14 protein-coding genes and 1 pseudogene are annotated in these 15,012 nt (G+C 62.1%); 8 read left to right on the forward strand and 7 right to left on the reverse strand.

The annotated features are described in order from the left end of the window. Window positions 1–29: 29 nt before the first annotated feature. Window positions 30–1,358: an MFS transporter gene (locus HDG39_RS31135; protein ID WP_184011592.1), complete on the reverse strand. Its 1,329-nt coding sequence runs from the start codon at window positions 1,356–1,358 to the stop codon at window positions 30–32. A gap of 72 nt (window positions 1,359–1,430) precedes the next feature. Then, the gene (locus HDG39_RS31140; RefSeq protein WP_184011594.1) at window positions 1,431–2,705 is read right to left on the reverse strand and encodes a glucarate dehydratase family protein; all 1,275 of its coding nucleotides are present in this window, start codon (window positions 2,703–2,705) and stop codon (window positions 1,431–1,433) included. Between the two features lie 204 nt (window positions 2,706–2,909). On the opposite strand from HDG39_RS31140, the gene HDG39_RS31145 reads away from it, so the two are divergent. From HDG39_RS31145 to HDG39_RS31150, 3 genes are all read left to right on the forward strand, one after another. Continuing rightward, on the forward strand, window positions 2,910–3,614 hold the full coding sequence (locus HDG39_RS31145; protein ID WP_026226114.1) for a GntR family transcriptional regulator: 705 nt from the start codon (window positions 2,910–2,912) through the stop codon (window positions 3,612–3,614). A gap of 256 nt (window positions 3,615–3,870) precedes the next feature. Beyond that, window positions 3,871–4,128 carry a hypothetical protein gene (locus HDG39_RS35725; RefSeq protein ID WP_311667807.1) on the forward strand — a complete coding sequence of 86 codons (258 nt, stop codon included), beginning with the start codon at window positions 3,871–3,873 and terminating at the stop codon, window positions 4,126–4,128. Window positions 4,129–4,273: 145 nt separating this feature from the next. Next, entirely contained in the window at window positions 4,274–4,621 is a 348-nt protein-coding gene (locus HDG39_RS31150; protein ID WP_084754269.1) for a hypothetical protein, read from the forward strand. A 97-nt stretch (window positions 4,622–4,718) separates the two neighbouring features. Here the strand turns inward: HDG39_RS31150 and HDG39_RS31155 are convergent, their stop codons facing one another. After that, a complete protein-coding gene (locus HDG39_RS31155; RefSeq protein ID WP_184011596.1) occupies window positions 4,719–5,732 on the reverse strand; it encodes a Gfo/Idh/MocA family protein in 1,014 nt (337 codons plus the stop codon). A gap of 176 nt (window positions 5,733–5,908) precedes the next feature. Further along, window positions 5,909–7,573 carry an alpha-amylase family protein gene (locus HDG39_RS31160; protein ID WP_184011598.1) on the reverse strand — a complete coding sequence of 555 codons (1,665 nt, stop codon included), beginning with the start codon at window positions 7,571–7,573 and terminating at the stop codon, window positions 5,909–5,911. A 48-nt stretch (window positions 7,574–7,621) separates the two neighbouring features. Between HDG39_RS31160 and HDG39_RS31165 the strand changes: the two genes are divergently transcribed. Beyond that, window positions 7,622–9,253, forward strand: a complete 1,632-nt coding sequence (locus HDG39_RS31165; RefSeq protein WP_184011600.1) for an alpha-amylase family glycosyl hydrolase — start codon at window positions 7,622–7,624, stop codon at window positions 9,251–9,253. A gap of 104 nt (window positions 9,254–9,357) precedes the next feature. On the opposite strand, the gene HDG39_RS31170 is transcribed toward HDG39_RS31165, so the two are convergent. Next, window positions 9,358–10,215: a helix-turn-helix transcriptional regulator gene (locus tag HDG39_RS31170; RefSeq protein ID WP_184011602.1), complete on the reverse strand. Its 858-nt coding sequence runs from the start codon at window positions 10,213–10,215 to the stop codon at window positions 9,358–9,360. Window positions 10,216–10,319: 104 nt separating this feature from the next. Between HDG39_RS31170 and HDG39_RS31175 the strand changes: the two genes are divergently transcribed. Continuing rightward, complete coding sequence (locus tag HDG39_RS31175) at window positions 10,320–11,246, forward strand: SDR family oxidoreductase (protein WP_184011604.1); 927 nt, start codon at window positions 10,320–10,322, stop codon at window positions 11,244–11,246. On the opposite strand, the gene HDG39_RS31180 is transcribed toward HDG39_RS31175, so the two are convergent. After that, window positions 11,241–11,933: a phosphatase PAP2 family protein gene (locus HDG39_RS31180; RefSeq protein WP_184011606.1), complete on the reverse strand. Its 693-nt coding sequence runs from the start codon at window positions 11,931–11,933 to the stop codon at window positions 11,241–11,243. The genes HDG39_RS31175 and HDG39_RS31180 overlap by 6 nt on opposite strands. Before the next feature lie 246 nt (window positions 11,934–12,179). On the opposite strand from HDG39_RS31180, the gene HDG39_RS31185 reads away from it, so the two are divergent. The 3 genes from HDG39_RS31185 (at window position 12,180) to HDG39_RS31195 (ending at window position 14,290) form a co-directional block, all read left to right on the forward strand. Beyond that, entirely contained in the window at window positions 12,180–13,052 is an 873-nt protein-coding gene (locus HDG39_RS31185) for an endonuclease/exonuclease/phosphatase family protein (protein WP_184011608.1), read from the forward strand. A 139-nt stretch (window positions 13,053–13,191) separates the two neighbouring features. After that, on the forward strand, window positions 13,192–13,977 hold the full coding sequence (locus HDG39_RS31190) for a COG4705 family protein (protein WP_184011610.1): 786 nt from the start codon (window positions 13,192–13,194) through the stop codon (window positions 13,975–13,977). A 37-nt stretch (window positions 13,978–14,014) separates the two neighbouring features. After that, window positions 14,015–14,290, forward strand: a complete 276-nt coding sequence (locus HDG39_RS31195) for a hypothetical protein (protein ID WP_311667802.1) — start codon at window positions 14,015–14,017, stop codon at window positions 14,288–14,290. Window positions 14,291–14,706: 416 nt separating this feature from the next. Here HDG39_RS31195 and HDG39_RS31200 read toward each other — a convergent pair. After that, a pseudogene (locus HDG39_RS31200) lies at window positions 14,707–15,012 on the reverse strand (glycosyl hydrolase); the annotation flags it as partial.

A 15,012-nucleotide genomic window follows, 5' to 3' on the forward strand; every position in this document is an offset into this window, starting at 1 on the left:
AATAATGTCTATACGGTTGTTCGATGCAGTCAATGCGCGGAGGCGGGCATACCTTCGCGCGGGCTCGTGCGGGAGAAGAACACGACCCCGGCGGCTACCACCGACATCACCGCGAGTCCAGTGAGGCCGCCCTCGATCGAGCCGGTCTTCTGTTCGAGCAAGCCGAAGGTCGCTGGCGCGACGAAGCCGCCGAGGTTGCCGATCGAGTTGATCAGCGCCAGCACCGCGGCGGAAATCCGCGCGTCGAGATAGCCCTGCGGGATCACCCAGAACAGCGACGAGGCGGCCTTGAAGCCGATCGCCGCAAAGCAGATCGCGACGAACGAAAACACCGCGCCGCCCTGGCCGGCCGCATACATGCCGAGCGCGGCGATCAGCAGCACGCACGAGACCCACGCCTGCTGGAACTTGAAGCGCGCCGCGAGCATCGCGAACAGATACATCGCCGCGATCGAGATCAGCCACGGAATCGAGTTGTACAGGCCGACCTGGAAATCGTTGAAATGACCCATCTTGCGGATGATGCTGGGCAGCCAGAAAGTCGCGCCGTAGATGGTCAGCGATACCGCGAAGTAGATCAGGCAAAAGATCAGGATTTGCGGATCGCGCAGCAGCGCTCCTATCGATGGCTTGACCGGGTGCGCGGCGGCGCGCTGGCGTTGCTCCTCGTCGACCGCATCGAGCAAGGCGTCCTGCTCGGCGCGGGTGAGCCAGGCGGCGTCGCGCGGCTTCGAGTCGAGCCACAGCATGATGAAGCCCGCGAGCACGACCGAGAACATGCCTTCGATGATGAACATCCACTGCCAGCCGCGCAGCCCCGCGCCTTCGATCAGCATCAGCCCGCCGGAGATCGGCCCGGACAGCACCGACGCGAGCGCCGAGCCGCTCAGGAAGATCGCCATTGCCTTGCCGCGCTCGTTGCCCGGCAGCCATTGCGTGAAGTAGTAGATGACGCCGGGAAAGAAGCCCGCTTCGGCCGCGCCGAGCAGGAGCCGCATCGCGTAGAACGACGTCTCGCCGCGCACGAACGCCATGCCGGCCGCGGCCAGCCCCCACGTGAGCATGATGCGCGCGAGCCACAGCTTCGCGCCGTAGCGCTGCAGCAGGATGTTCGACGGCACTTCGAAGATCGCGTAGCTGATGAAGAAGAGCCCCGCGCCGAGCCCATAGGCCGCCGCCCCGATGCCCAGATCGGCGCTCAGATGCTGGCGCACGAAGCCGATGTTCACGCGGTCGATGTAGTTGACGATGAACATCACGACGAACAGCGGCAGCACGCGCCATTTGATCTTGCGCACCGCGCTCGCCAGCGCGCTGGCGCGCTCGGGCCGCGCCGTGTCGGCAATCGGGCTACTCATGGGGTTGTCTCCTTCGATGGCGAGGCGCGTTTGCGCGTCGCAGGGCTCGTAGGCGCGGATTGGAAGCGGGAGTTAAAAGCGCGGATTCTTGCCGGTGAAGCCCGGCTCGTACTTGCGCATCTGCGAGAGGTCATCGCGATTGCGCACGCCGCACGACAGATACTGCGCATGCAGTTCGGCGAGCCGCTCGCGGTCGAGCTCGACGCCGAGGCCCGGCGTGGTGGGCACGCGTACCGAACCGTTGTCGAACTTCACGCGGCCGCCCTTGATGACTTCTTCCTCCTGCCACGGGTAATGCGTGTCGCACGCATAGGTCAGGTTGGGGATGCTTGCCGCGACGTGCGTCATCGCCATCAGGCTGATCCCGAGGTGCGAGTTCGAATGCATCGACATGCCCAGATCCCACAGCTTGCACATACGCGCGAGTGTTTGCGTCGCGCGCAGGCCGCCCCAGTAGTGGTGATCCGACAGCAGGACCTTGACCGAACCCATCTCGGCGCCGCGCCGGAAATCTTCCATCGTCGTGATGACCATGTTGGTCGCGAGCGGCAGGCGCGTGTGCTTCGCCAGTTCGGCCATTCCTTCGAGACCCGGGCAGGGGTCTTCGTAGTACTCGAGCAGCTCGTCGAGTTCAGGGGCGGCGGCGATACTCGTTTCGAGCGTCCAGTTGGCGTTCGGGTCGAGACGCAGCGGCACGCCGGGGAACGCCTGATGCAGCGCGCGCATGCACGCGATTTCGTGTGCCGGCTCGAACACGCCGCCCTTCAGCTTGATGCTCTGGAAGCCATACAGCTCGATCATTCGCCGTGCCTGCACGACGATCTGCTCGGGGCTCAGGCCTTCGCCCCAGGCATCGGGCGCATAGGGCTTGTCGACGTGCTCGGCGTACTTGAAGAACAGATAGGCGCTGTAGGGCACGGCGTCGCGCACCTTGCCGCCGAGCAGATCGACGATCGGCGCGCCGACGATTTGCCCTTGCAAGTCGAGCATCGCGACTTCGAGCGTGCTGATGACTTTCGGCGCGTTCTTCGCCGAGTGCGAGCCGGGCGCGAGTTCGAATTCGACCGCGCCCGGGCTCGCCTTGATCGACGCTCGCACGCGCTCTTCCATGCGATTGAGGTCGAACGGCGACAGGCCGGTCACCAGCGACTTCGCCTGTTCGAGCACGCGCAGCATCGGTTCGTCGCCATAGGTCTCGGAGATCCCGACGCGGCCGTCGCTCGTCTCCAGCTCGACGATGGCGCGCAGCGCCCAAGGTTCGTGGATTCCGGCGGCGTTGAGCAGCGGGCCGTCGCGGAAGGCGATCGGGGTGATGCGCACCTGCGTGATGGTGATGTCGCGAGTCATGATGGCAATCGGCATAAGAGGACTTTGATGGGACGGATGGTAAAGCACTAATGTATTAGTGCGTTACTGGGGTAAATACCATGTGCACTTTTCGCGGAATTCCGCTCGCAAGCCCGCTGGAAGGGGCGCGCGTCGGCTATAGTACTAGTGCCTCAGCGGACCGCCATGCCGGGGTCACGCCTGCTTCCATGCTCAGTTTCTGCCATGAAAAACCACGCTCATTCGTCGACGGTAACCCGGCTCGACCGCTCCCGCCACGCCGCGCCGCAAGTATTCGAACGACTGCGCGAAATGATCCTTTCCCTCGAACTCACGCCGGGTACGGTGCTGTCGCGCACCGAGCTGGCGAACCGCTACGGGCTCAGCCAGACGCCCGTGCGCGACGCGCTGATGAAGCTCGGCGAGGAAGGTCTCGTCGACATCTATCCGCAGCACGCGACGGTCGTCAGTCAGATCAACGTGACGTCCGCGCTGCAGGCGCATTTCCTGCGCCGCTCGATTGAACTCGAAGTGGTGCGCACGCTCGCGGAGCAGCGCGACGCCGTGCTGATCGCTGAACTGCGCGTGACGATCGCGCGGCAAACGGAATGGCTCGACCTGAAGAACTACGAGCAGTTCTCGCTGCTCGATCAGGCGTTTCATCGGCAGATGTACGAGGCGGCCGGCGTGCCGCAGCTATGGGATCTGGTGCGTAGGTTGAGCGGCCATATCGACCGGCTGCGGCGCCTGAATCTGCCGGTGGAGGGCAAGACGATAGCGGTCGTGCGCGATCACACCGAGATCGTCGATGCGATCGACAAAGGCGATGTCGAGGCGGCGCAGGCGGCGCTACGCAAGCATCTCTCGGGGACGCTGAGTCAGATCGATCAGATCCGCACAAGTCATCCGAATTTTTTGGCGGACGAGTGAGCGTTCGCTGAATCGCTGGCTACGGCGGGTTCACGGTCATTCTGAATGGACCGCCGTTCGCGGCCGCGTGGGATACCGCTTCGTTGAGCGGACCGCAACATGCTCGTTTTCGTGTTCATCGAACCGGAGCGCGGCGGCTGGTGGATCGCGCAGGACGCGACGGCCCTAGGACCTTGGTCCGATTGACGCGACAGCCACGCGTGGCACCCTTGTACCAAGCCGGCATACTCGTATTCAACCTGTCAGGGAAGTCGCCATGTTTTCATGGAGCCGGGAGTTCGCGGTCGCGGTCATGGCTGTATCCGTGATGGCTTGCGCGGGAAGCTCCTGGGCAACCGAACAGGCTCAGCAGCGTCGCGCCGGACGTGACGTTCGCCAGGAGACACGCCAGGGTTCCCGCCACACGCAGCAGGAGTGCCGGCCCACGGACCAGAAGAGCAATTCGCAATGCCGGCAGGACAAGCGGCAAACCAAGCAGAACGGCCGTGAAGCGGCCAGGAATATCAAGTATTGAGCGTTTGCGTTTGCGTTTGCGTTCGCGTGCGCCAGCTGGGCATTGAACCAGCGACAGCACGGGATGGCAGACACCACGTCCACCAGATCAAGCGGGGAAGCTGATGCGAGCCTGCCGATACGTAGCGCTTTGCACCTTGCCGTTCATGATCGTTGGCTGTAACACGCCTCCGATCGCACCGGGCAAGCCGGTCGATATCCCGACTGCCCTCGAGCAGGTTCTCCAGGGCCTGTGCAATTTCCGCAAAGATCAGGCCGGCCGGAAGCAGGATCTGGGCGCTGCAATCGACTCGATCACCGTGGAACTCGACCTGACCGTCGACGGAGCGAGAAATCCCCCGGTGGCGGTGGCACCGGATATCCAGTTCATTCCCACGGTTAGCTATGGTCAGATCATGACGGCAAACAGAGGTAGCAGACTCGTGCTTACTTTGAAAAACACCGGCAGCGGTGCCCACGGCGGCGACTGCGATGTCACCGCGCCGGCCAGGTAGAGACCACTTTCGCTCGCCATAGCCTATGGCTTTGCGAAAGCGGACAACTGGGCACTTGCCGCGCCTTGAACAGCGCGGGTCGCGCCAGCGTTGCACTTCAACCTTGGGCGATGCTCTCCCACGCGCCCGATTGAGCCGAGCGGAACACGGCATCGATCACCCGCATATTCGCGCGCGCATCTTCTAGCGGAATAGCCTGCGGGCCACCACTCAGGATCGCCTCCGCGAACGTGGCGGCGGCTACGCCATATTGATCGCACACCGCAAGCTCCAGCCAGCGATCAGTCGCGACGCCGTCGCTATTGTGCTCACTGATTAGCAGGCGCGTCGGTCGATCGTTTGGTGCATTGAATGGAATTTCGACTTCGATTCGCCCCTTGGTACCGTGAAATTGCATCCGCTGGTACGGATAGGTCTGAGTCGAGTAAAAGAAACTCGCCTGCACGCCATCGAAGTCCATCAGCACGGAGCCGAGCCGGTCCACTTTGAAGGTGGGATCCCGCTCCACCAGCGCAACTACGCGCCGTGGCTCACGCCCGATAGTGAAGCGCGACGTCGTGATCGGATAACAACCAATATCGAGCAGACCGCCGCCACCTAGCTCGCTCTTGTTGCGGATATTGTGTTCGTTCGTGTTGTGATAGGTGAAACCGCCGGTCACTGCCCGCAATTCGCCGATCGCGCCTTCGTCGATCAAGGTCCGCACCTTCAACCATTGCGGATGCGTGCGAACCATGAACGCTTCCTGGATGTATCGGCCGTTCTTGTCGCGCGCGGCGATCAGCCTTTCAACCTGTTGAGCGTCCAGGCTGATCGGCTTCTCACACAGGACGTGCTTGCCCGCCTCGACCGATTTGATCGTCCATTCCACGTGGAGATGATTGGGTAATGGAATATAGACCGCGTCGATTTCCGGGTCCGCGAGGAGTGCCTCGTAACTATCGTATGCGACAGCCAGACCATACTTGGCCGCGGCTTCCCGCGCCTTCTCCGGAGAGCGTGACGCGATGCCTTTCACCCGACACTTCGGCGCGTTGTGCATGGGCACGACCACCTTGTCGTTGATCTTTGCGGCGCCCAAAATTCCCCAGACTATTTCATCCTTTGCCATGACATCCCTTTGTTCGATTGCATATCCGATGAGTCGAGCAGGCTGAACATTCGCGTGAGTCGGCAAGTCGCGTGAGTCCGCGAACGACCTGAACCACGCGATCGTATCAGTTTAACCGTGCCGACCCGCGATACCCGATACCCGGTCCGACCGAAGGCACGACCGCGACCCGTCAGCTAGACCTCGGTCCGCCTGAGCAGATAGTCGAGGCCGCCCACCCGATACCATCGGTATCCGAACGGCTCGAGCACCACCGCGTGGCGGCCGCCATCGTCGGACTCGCTGTGGTCGTCGGACAGAAGGTTGATCAACGACTGTCCACCCGGTTCGCCGGAGCTTGGGCGGAATTCGACGGTACACGCTTCGGCGCGGAAATTATGCAGAAACAGTACGGAGTTGTTACGCCACTGATAACTGAGCGCGAGCACATTGTTTCGCGAGGTAGGCAGCACTTCGAAGTCCCCCCAACTGATTTCCGGCACTTCCTTGCGCATGCGAATCATCCGCTCCGTCCAGTTGAGAAACGAATCGGGATCGCGTCGCTGCTTCGCAACGTTGACCCGCTCGAAGCCATAAGCCCCGCCGGAGATCGCGGGAACGGGCGGTTTCGAATGGCGGGTGAAGCCGCCTTGCGGCTCGCCCGACCATTGCATCGGCGTGCGCGCACACTCGCGCTCGGGCCGGCGCAGATCGTCGCCCATACCGATTTCATCGCCGTAGCGGAACACTGGCGTGCCGGGCAAACTCAACATCAGGCTGTAGGCAAGTTCAAGGCGGCGTCTGTCGTCCGACAGCATCGGCGCAAGTCTGCGGCGTATGCCGCGCCCATACAGCTGCATGTCCGGGTCCGGAGCGAACGCGGCGAACACTGCCGCGCGCTGAACGGGCGTCAGCCGGCCCAGATCGAGTTCGTCGTGATTGCGCAGAAACACCCCCCATTGCGCGCTCGGCGGCCGTGGCTTCGTCGCAAGGAGCGCGTCCTTCAACGGCTTCGTGTTGCCCGTCGCGAGCGTGTAGAACGTGTTTTGATTGACCCGGAAGTTGAACATCATCGGCAAGCGCTCGCCCTCGTCGCCGAAGTACTGGAGGTCCGTTTTGGGCTGCACGTTGGCTTCGGCCAGAATGATCGCGTCGCCCTCGCGCCACTGCAGAAACTCGCGAAACGTTCGCAACATGTCATATTGCTCGACGGGGCGGCGCACCTTCGGGCCCTTCGTCGCGATGACGAAGGGCACCGCGTCCATGCGGAATCCGGAAACCCCCAGCTGGATCCAGAAGCCCATGATCTTCAGCAATTCCGCCTGCACATGCGGATTCGACGTATTCAGGTCCGGTTGAAAATCATAGAAACGATGGAAGTACCAGCGTCTCGCCCGCTTGTCGAAACTCCAGGTCGACTTCTGCACGCCCGGAAACGCGACGCCACGTTGCGCATCGGGCGGTTTGTCGTCCGACCAGACATACCAGTCGCGATACTTCGAAGCGGGATCGCTGCGTGCTTCCAGGAACCACGGATGCTGGTCGGACGTGTGATTGACCACCAGATCGATGATGACGCGCAAGCCCCGCTCGGCGCACGCATGCGTAAACTCGGCGAAATCGCCGAGCGTGCCGTACTTCGGGTCGACGTTGTAATAGTCGCAAACGTCGTAACCGTTATCGCGTCCGGGCGAGGGGTGGAAGGGCATCAGCCAGATCGTCGTCATGCCAAGCCCTTGCAGGTAATCGAGCCTGCGCATCAGGCCCTGGAAGTCGCCGACGCCGTCGCCATTCGCATCCATGAAGGTGCCTACCGAGAGGCAATAAATGATCGCGTTCTTGTACCAGAGGTCATTGAGCATAGGTTCCGCGCGTAGCGCCAAAACGATCGATCGCCAAGAGGAATTGCAATGTCGGAGCTTGCGTGGTGGCAACGCGGCGTGATCTATCAAATCTATCCGCGCTCGTTTCAGGACAGTGACGGCGATGGCATCGGCGATCTACCCGGCATCAGCGCGCGGCTTGAATATGTCGCGGCGCTAGGCGTCGATGCGGTGTGGATCTCCCCGATCTACCCGTCGCCCATGGCCGACTTTGGCTATGACGTCGCGGACTACTGCAACATCGATCCGATATTCGGCACTCTGGACGGGTTCAAGCAATTGATGGGCCACGCACATCGGCTTGGGCTCAAGGTGCTGCTCGATTTCGTGCCGAACCATTCGTCGAGCCGGCATCCGTGGTTCGAGGAAAGCCGCTCGTCACGGGACAATCCGAAACGGGACTGGTATCTGTGGCGCGATCCCGCGCCCGATGGCGGGCCGCCGAACAACTGGTTGAGCCGCATGGGAGGCTCGGCGTGGGAGTGGGACGAGGTGACGGGACAGTACTACTATCACGCGTTTCTGCGCGAGCAGCCTGATCTGAACTGGAGAAACCCGCAAGTACGCCGCGCGATGGATCAGGTGCTGCGATTCTGGCTGGATCGCGGCGTGGACGGCTTCCGCGTGGACGTGCTGTGGCTGTTGATCAAGGACGCGCAGTTTCGCGACAATCCGCTCAATCCCGGCTATCGGCCCGGCGAGCCGGAACATCATCGGCTCTTGCAAAGTTACACGGAGGATCGGCCGGAAGTGCATGAAATCGTCCGCTCGATGCGAGCCACACTCGACGAGTACGGCGAGCGCGTGCTGATCGGCGAAATCTACCTGACTGTCCCGCAACTGGTGAAGTATTACGGCGTGAACGGCGATGGCGCGCACATGCCGTTCAATTTCCAGCTGCTCAACGCGAGATGGGACGCGGAGAATATCGCCCGCATGATCCGGGATTACGACATCGCGTTGCCCGAATACGGGTGGCCGAACTGGGTGCTGGGAAACCACGACAATCCGCGCGTTGCATCGCGCGTCGGCGCGGCGCAGGCACGAGTGGCCGCTGTGCTGCTGTTGACGCTACGAGGGACGCCGACGCTCTACTACGGCGATGAGATCGGCATGACGGATGGCCATATCGCGTCAGATGAGATCCGGGATCCGGCGGAACTCAGGCAGCCGGGCATTTGCCAGGGGCGCGATCCCGAGCGCACGCCTATGCAATGGGATGGCTCGCTGCCGAATGCGGGCTTTACCGACGGCAAACCGTGGTTGCCGATTGCGACGACGACGAGCGTGCGCGCACAGGACGGCGACATGTCGAGCATGTTGTCGCTCTATCGGCGCCTGCTGAGCCTGCGCCGCAGCAACGCCGCGCTCGTGCAGGGCACGATCGAGAATGTCGTTGCAGACGGCGACGTGCTGACCTATGAGCGGCGAAACGGCAATCAACGCCTTTTCATCGCGCTGAACATGGGCATCGAGGATGCCACCGTGCAATCGCGCCCGGGCACGGTGTTGCTATCGACGGTGAGTACGCGCATCGGCGAAACCTTCGTGCAGGGCGCCAATTTGCTTGCCGCCAGCGAGGCGGTCATCGTGATTCTTACGCGAAGCTCGTCCGATGCCGTGCGGCCAATTAACGGGCCGAACGATGCAGTTCGGTAGTCGTCCCCCAAGGTGCTTCAACCTTATTGGTTTCCACGAGCACTTGCGGAGTCGCCTGAGTGCGATCCGGCGGCCGCGCTCGCGCTCGAGAGCGTCAAAGCCGATCATGCAGCGGTCAAAGGCGCGGCGCTGGCATGCTCATCGATCGATGAAACGGTACTGCGGATGCGAGCGGCGATTCGCGCGTCGAGCGGCGTGTACACGAGCATGCTCAGGTCTGGCCGACCATCGACGGCGAACAGCGAATACTCCATTTCGATGGTCCCGAACGCAGGATGCAGCAGGCGCTTAACGTGCTGTCCTTCGCTGTGGCCGAATACCTGGTTTTCGCGCCACATGCGTTCGAAGTCCGGGCTCGCGCGACACAGATCGTCGACCAGATCGCCCACCTCGGAAGCGAGCCCCGCGCGAGCAACGTCCGCTCGGAACGTCCCCACGACGAAGCGCGCGACACTCTCCCAGTCGTGCTGTTTTGCCCGGACGGCCGGATCGCCGAACAGGAAGCGCAGGATGTTGCGCTGGCCCGGCGGCAGCGCGCTGTAGTCGGTCAGCACGACGGCTGCGGCGCGATTCCACGCGACGACGTCCCACGTCGCGGTCTTGATGATCGACGGGCTGGCATCGAGTGAATCGAGCACGCGCTGCAAGCGCGGGTCCACTGCGTCGGTGGACCGGTAGCGCACTTCCGGGGGGCGCCCGAGGCCCAGCATGAAAAGATGTTCGCGCTCGGTATTCGTCAGCATCAGCGCTGCGCAGATGCGCTCAAGCACCGCGGCGGACGGCGCGCCGCCGCGGCCCTGCTCGAGCCACGTGTACCACGTTGGGCTGATATTCGCGCGCTGCGCCACTTCTTCCCGGCGCAATCCGGGCGTACGCCTGCGGCCCGAGAAGCCGAAGCTGGCCGGATCGAGCCGCGTGCGGCGGCTGCGCAGAAAGTCCCCGAGGGTTTGGGCGGTGTTCACTGGGATGATTAACCTGTTAGTCGCTTTACCGGGATAAGCTCACTACTTCAATAGCATAGTGAATGATCGCATAGTGCGTCGGTGGCTATTCTGGAGACTTGACCATGCGAATCTTTCTGACGGGCGCAACCGGGTTTATCGGCTCGGCTCTGGTGCCCGAACTTATCGAAGCCGGGCATCAGGTTATCGGCATGACCCGATCCGATCAGGGCGCGCAGGCACTCAGCGCAGCGGGCGCGGAGGTGCATCGCGGTACGCTCGAAGACACCGACAGCCTGCGCAGCGGCGCCGCGAAGGCGGACGCCGTCGTTCACCTCGCTTTCGACCACGATTTCTCGCGCTTCGTGGAGAACTGCGAGAAGGACAAGCGTGCTATCGCTGCACTGGGCTCGGCGCTGGCCGGCTCGGATCGGCCGCTTCTGATCACGTCGGGCACGGGCGTCGGCAGCCGCGATAACGGGCAGCCGGCCGCCGAAGACGTGTTCAACACGAGTCACCCGAACCCGCGCATCGGCTCGGAGCTGGCCGGCAACGTGCAGCTGGAGGCGGGCGTCAACGTGTCGGTGATGCGCTTGCCGCAAGTGCATAACCCGTACCGGCAAGGCCTCATCACGCCGCTCATCCAGATCGCGCGGGACAAAGGCGTGTGCGCATATGTGGAGGAGGGACGCAACCGCTGGCCGGCGGGGCATCTGTCGGATGTCGTGCGGCTGTACCGGCTCGCGATCGAGAAGGGCGAACGCGGTGCGCGCTATCACGCGGTCGGCGAAGAAGGCGTTAGCGCCCGCGAGATCGCCGAGGCGCTCGGACGCGGCTTGAAGTTGCCGGTCGTCTCGATCGCGCGCGACGAGGCGCAGGCGTACTTCGGATGGATGGCGATGTTCGCCGCGCTCGATATGCCGGCATCGAGCGCGCAAACGCAGGCGCGTTTGGGCTGGCGACCGACAGGTCCGACGCTTCTCGCGGATCTGAACGAAGCGCGCTACGTTCAGGTGCCGTCCAAGGGCGAGCAACCATCGCCGCCATCATAGGTGTTTCATTACGCCACTCGCCAGCTTGCGCAATTCGTCGAACTGCGTGACGAGCTGGAGGCACAGAATAAAGGCCAGCGTCGCTGCGGGCGCCGGGTGGCGTTCGGTCCATCGCAGCACCGGCGTCGCGTAGCGCACGCGGATCGCATCCCGCGTCATCACCAATGTAATCACGATTCCGACCGCGGCTCCCACCAGCAAATCGGTCGGATAGTGAAAGCCGAGATAGGCGCGCGGAAGGCAAATGAACAGCGCAGTATAGAGAAGCGCCAGCACGCCGACGCGCCGCGACATGAGGAAGATGCCGGTGGCGACCGCCATCCATAGCATCGCGTGATCGCTTGGGAAGGAACTCCAGTTGGTCAGCACTGCGTCCTTGATTTCGCCGCTGGCAAAGCGCAGATGCAGTTCGGTGTTGTAGACGGGGCGCACTCTGAATGGCAACCAGTGAGTCAGCAGTCTTCCGACGACGAGCGCCACGATGCCGCTGACAAGCGTCGCCAGAACCATTTCTCGCCGCCATTCGCGGCACTCGTCTTGCTGAAACCACATCCACCACAGCACGGGAATGAGTACGAGGCCTTTGAAGGTGTACAGGTTGTCGATGGCCTGGATGGATAGAGTCGCGAAATCGCCGAAGTGTATGTTGGACAGATATGTTTCGATGGACAAATCGAAGCTATTCATTGTTTTCTAAAGAAATTGAGCCGGTCGCGGATGAGGGTCAGCATAATTCATCGCATGCACGGCATTTTTTGGCGCTTACTTTCACTGACAATTTTTACCGCGCAATTTCATCGCTAACTTTCCGTGACCCTATGGACGCTCATAACAAGGGGAGGCGTGTGATTGAAATGCGCTCTCCTCTCCAGCGCTGAGTCACCGCGCAGGATGCGGCGATACACTGTAGCCGGATCTTTCAAGGAGGCCGTCATGAAACTGGTCGACTGGAACATTCAGTGGGGATGCGGTGTCGACGGCCGCGTCGACCTTGGCCGGATTGTGCGGGAAGCACGCGCGTTGTGCGACTTCGACGTCCTGTGTCTGCAGGAAGTCACGCGCGGCTTCAACGAAGAACCAGCGGCCGGCGGTCTGAAAGGCGCGCCATCGTCCGATCAGTTCGCCGAACTTGCCGCTCTGCTGCCGGAGATGACCGTGCTTGATGCGATCGGCTCCGATCTGCCCTCGTTGGGCGCGAGCCGTCATCGGCGACAGTTCGGCAATGCCATCGTGACCCGTTTGCCGGTTCGTCAGGTGCTGCGCCATTCTCTGCCGTGGCCCGCGGACCCCGCCAAGCCGTCGATGCTGCGCGTCGCGCTCGAAGCGGTGCTCGAAGCCGACGTTGGTCCGCTCCGTGTCATCACCACGCACCTCGAGTTCTATTCGGAGAAACAGCGGCTCGCACAAGTGGCGAGACTGCGCGAGTTGCATCAGGAGGCGTGCGCTCACGCGCGCGCTCCCGCGCGTGGCGAGAAGCCGGACAGTCCGTTTGCCGATACGGCGCGCCCGGTCAGCGCGGTTCTGTGCGGAGACTTCAACAGCGCATTCGAAGACACCGCCTTTTGCCGGATGCTCGAACCGGTCACCGACGCTCCGGCGTTCGTCGATGCGTGGGCTCGCGCGCACCCGGGCGAGTCGCGTGCCGCGACGGTCGGCCTATACGATCACGAGCAATGGCCCGATGGACCTTTCGCGTGCGATTTCGTTTTCGTCACGCAAGACCTGAGCGCACGCATTGCATCGTGCGATGTCGATCCGCACAGCCGCTCGTCCGATCATCAGCCGATGTGGCTGGAACTGCGTTGAAGGGACTCGGCGTTACCGCCCCGTTATTGGCGCAGGAAAATCTGACCGCGTGATTCGGCGGGATGCTTAAGGTGCTGTTAAGGGTTGCTCTGCGATGGTTGAGCCTATGTTCAAACCATGAGAATAGTGAGCACGTCACATGAATAGCAACCCGTCGCAAACTCGCGCGCATGCACTCAGTAAAGTCCCGCAGATCACGCTGGGCTTCTGGATCATCAAAATCGCCGCCACGACGCTTGGCGAAACGGGCGGCGATTGGGTGACCATGTCGCTCAAATTGGGTTATCTGATCGGCACCGCGATTTTTGCGGTTATTTTTATTGGGCTGGTCGCAGGGCAGATCAGGGCGGAGCGGTTCAATGCCTCGCTCTATTGGGCGACCATCGTTGCAACGACCACGCTCGGTACCACGCTGGCCGACTTCTTCGATCGTTCGGTGGGAGTCGGCTATCCGGGCGGTGTAGTCATCGTCTTCGCGCTTCTGCTTGCGAGCTTGGGCGTCTGGTACAAATCGGAAGGTACGGTGGCGGTGCAGAGCGTAACCACGCCCAAAGCCGAGTGGTTCTATTGGGTGACGATCCTCTTTTCGCAGACACTGGGTACGGCGTTGGGCGATTGGGTGGCGGGATCGGACCGAGGCGGTCTGGGGCTTGGCTATGAGTACGGCGCTTTGATCTTCGGTGGGGGGCTGCTGATCGTCGGTGCGCTTTATTACTGGTCGCGGCTGTCACGGACCGCTATATTCTGGGCGGCGTTCATCCTGACGCGTCCGCTTGGCGCGACCTTGGGGGACCTGCTCGACAAACCCATTTCCCAAGGTGGGCTCGAGATCAGCCGACTCTATGCGTCGGTGATTCTGTGTTCGTTCATGGCGCTCTGCGTGATTTTCTTACCGCAACGTCCTGCTCGGCGAGCGATGCGGTAGATGGCGCGAAGAGGCTACGAATGTTCGGGAATAGCCATTGCGTGCCCGCTTTCGCCGCGACACCGACGCGCAGAACGAGCGCGTCGGCCGATCGGTAGCTCGCCCGCTCGACGTCCGTTCAATCGAGGCCGACATGAAGATTCCGCGGACGAAGAAGAACCCGTTCCTGAGCATGTGGTTAAGCGGCGCCAATACCGTCGCCAACTCAGCGCGGGTAAGAACGACAGCGGCAGCCAAACGCGCGACCTCCGCGTTCTGGAGTGCCGCACTCACCCCACCGAAGCCGAAGAAAAGCAGAAAGACACGCCGCTGAGCGGACTCGTCCGCTGTCGCGCGAATTTGCCGCCTGGCGTGCGCGACCGGACGCACGGCGTATCTGGATCGGGCGTTTCTCGACTCTCGGGTGGCGCCGCGTCGTTTGCCGTGTGTGCTCCTTCGATTACGGCAGCGACGGGTTTGACGCAATGCATTGGCACAGTGCCAGTTCATTCTCGTGGAGCTCGGCCTCGGGAATTTCGCTGCGCCCTCAAACTTGATGCGGTCCTGTCAACCCGATCAGATTTCGTTACTTCAAAAAATAATCGACTGTAACGCCTATTTGCAACACAGCCAAATAGGCGCCCGCGTTACTTCCTCCAAACCATCGAGCAACGAACCGACGCCAAAACGGAAAAGAGAAGGAGCGCCATAGTCGGCGCTCCATTCATTCATGGGTTACAGCAGGCAGGCTTACTTGATCGCAGTCAGGTAAGAGCCGGACAGGAAGCGTTGCGAACGCGGAATGGTCGCCGTGTAGGCCTGAATCGCGGCTGCCAGCTGCGGACGAATCAGGTTACGGTTGTAGTCGTAGATCGAATAGCCGTCGCCTTCGCCGTTGCCCGGATCGCCGTTACGCACGACATACCAGAACGCCTTTGCCACCGAACCGTTGTTCATCAGAACCTTCAACTGATTGAATGCGGCCGTTTGTCCGGCGTCCGTACCGTTGGTGCCATTGTTGGTCTCGGTCAGCCAGATCGGCTTCGCGCCGCTGCT

It is taken from the genome of Paraburkholderia lebeckiae (genome assembly GCF_014201005.1).
Classification (GTDB): Bacteria; Pseudomonadota; Gammaproteobacteria; order Burkholderiales; family Burkholderiaceae; genus Paraburkholderia; species Paraburkholderia tuberum.

What these genes read in the sequence shown, in the direction of transcription:
- HDG39_RS31190 (WP_184011610.1), top strand. Translation starts at nt 13,192, where the DNA reads ATGAATAGCAACCCGTCGCAAACTCGCGCGCATGCACTCAGTAAAGTC.
- HDG39_RS31150 (WP_084754269.1), top strand. Translation starts at nt 4,274, where the DNA reads ATGATCGTTGGCTGTAACACGCCTCCGATCGCACCGGGCAAGCCGGTC.
- HDG39_RS31145 (WP_026226114.1), top strand. Translation starts at nt 2,910, where the DNA reads ATGAAAAACCACGCTCATTCGTCGACGGTAACCCGGCTCGACCGCTCC.
- HDG39_RS31160 (WP_184011598.1), bottom strand. Translation starts at nt 7,573, where the DNA reads ATGCTCAATGACCTCTGGTACAAGAACGCGATCATTTATTGCCTCTCG.
- HDG39_RS31180 (WP_184011606.1), bottom strand. Translation starts at nt 11,933, where the DNA reads ATGAATAGCTTCGATTTGTCCATCGAAACATATCTGTCCAACATACAC.
- HDG39_RS31155 (WP_184011596.1), bottom strand. Translation starts at nt 5,732, where the DNA reads ATGGCAAAGGATGAAATAGTCTGGGGAATTTTGGGCGCCGCAAAGATC.
- HDG39_RS35725 (WP_311667807.1), top strand. Translation starts at nt 3,871, where the DNA reads ATGTTTTCATGGAGCCGGGAGTTCGCGGTCGCGGTCATGGCTGTATCC.
- HDG39_RS31165 (WP_184011600.1), top strand. Translation starts at nt 7,622, where the DNA reads ATGTCGGAGCTTGCGTGGTGGCAACGCGGCGTGATCTATCAAATCTAT.
- HDG39_RS31135 (WP_184011592.1), bottom strand. Translation starts at nt 1,358, where the DNA reads ATGAGTAGCCCGATTGCCGACACGGCGCGGCCCGAGCGCGCCAGCGCG.
- HDG39_RS31185 (WP_184011608.1), top strand. Translation starts at nt 12,180, where the DNA reads ATGAAACTGGTCGACTGGAACATTCAGTGGGGATGCGGTGTCGACGGC.
- HDG39_RS31140 (WP_184011594.1), bottom strand. Translation starts at nt 2,705, where the DNA reads ATGACTCGCGACATCACCATCACGCAGGTGCGCATCACCCCGATCGCC.
- HDG39_RS31175 (WP_184011604.1), top strand. Translation starts at nt 10,320, where the DNA reads ATGCGAATCTTTCTGACGGGCGCAACCGGGTTTATCGGCTCGGCTCTG.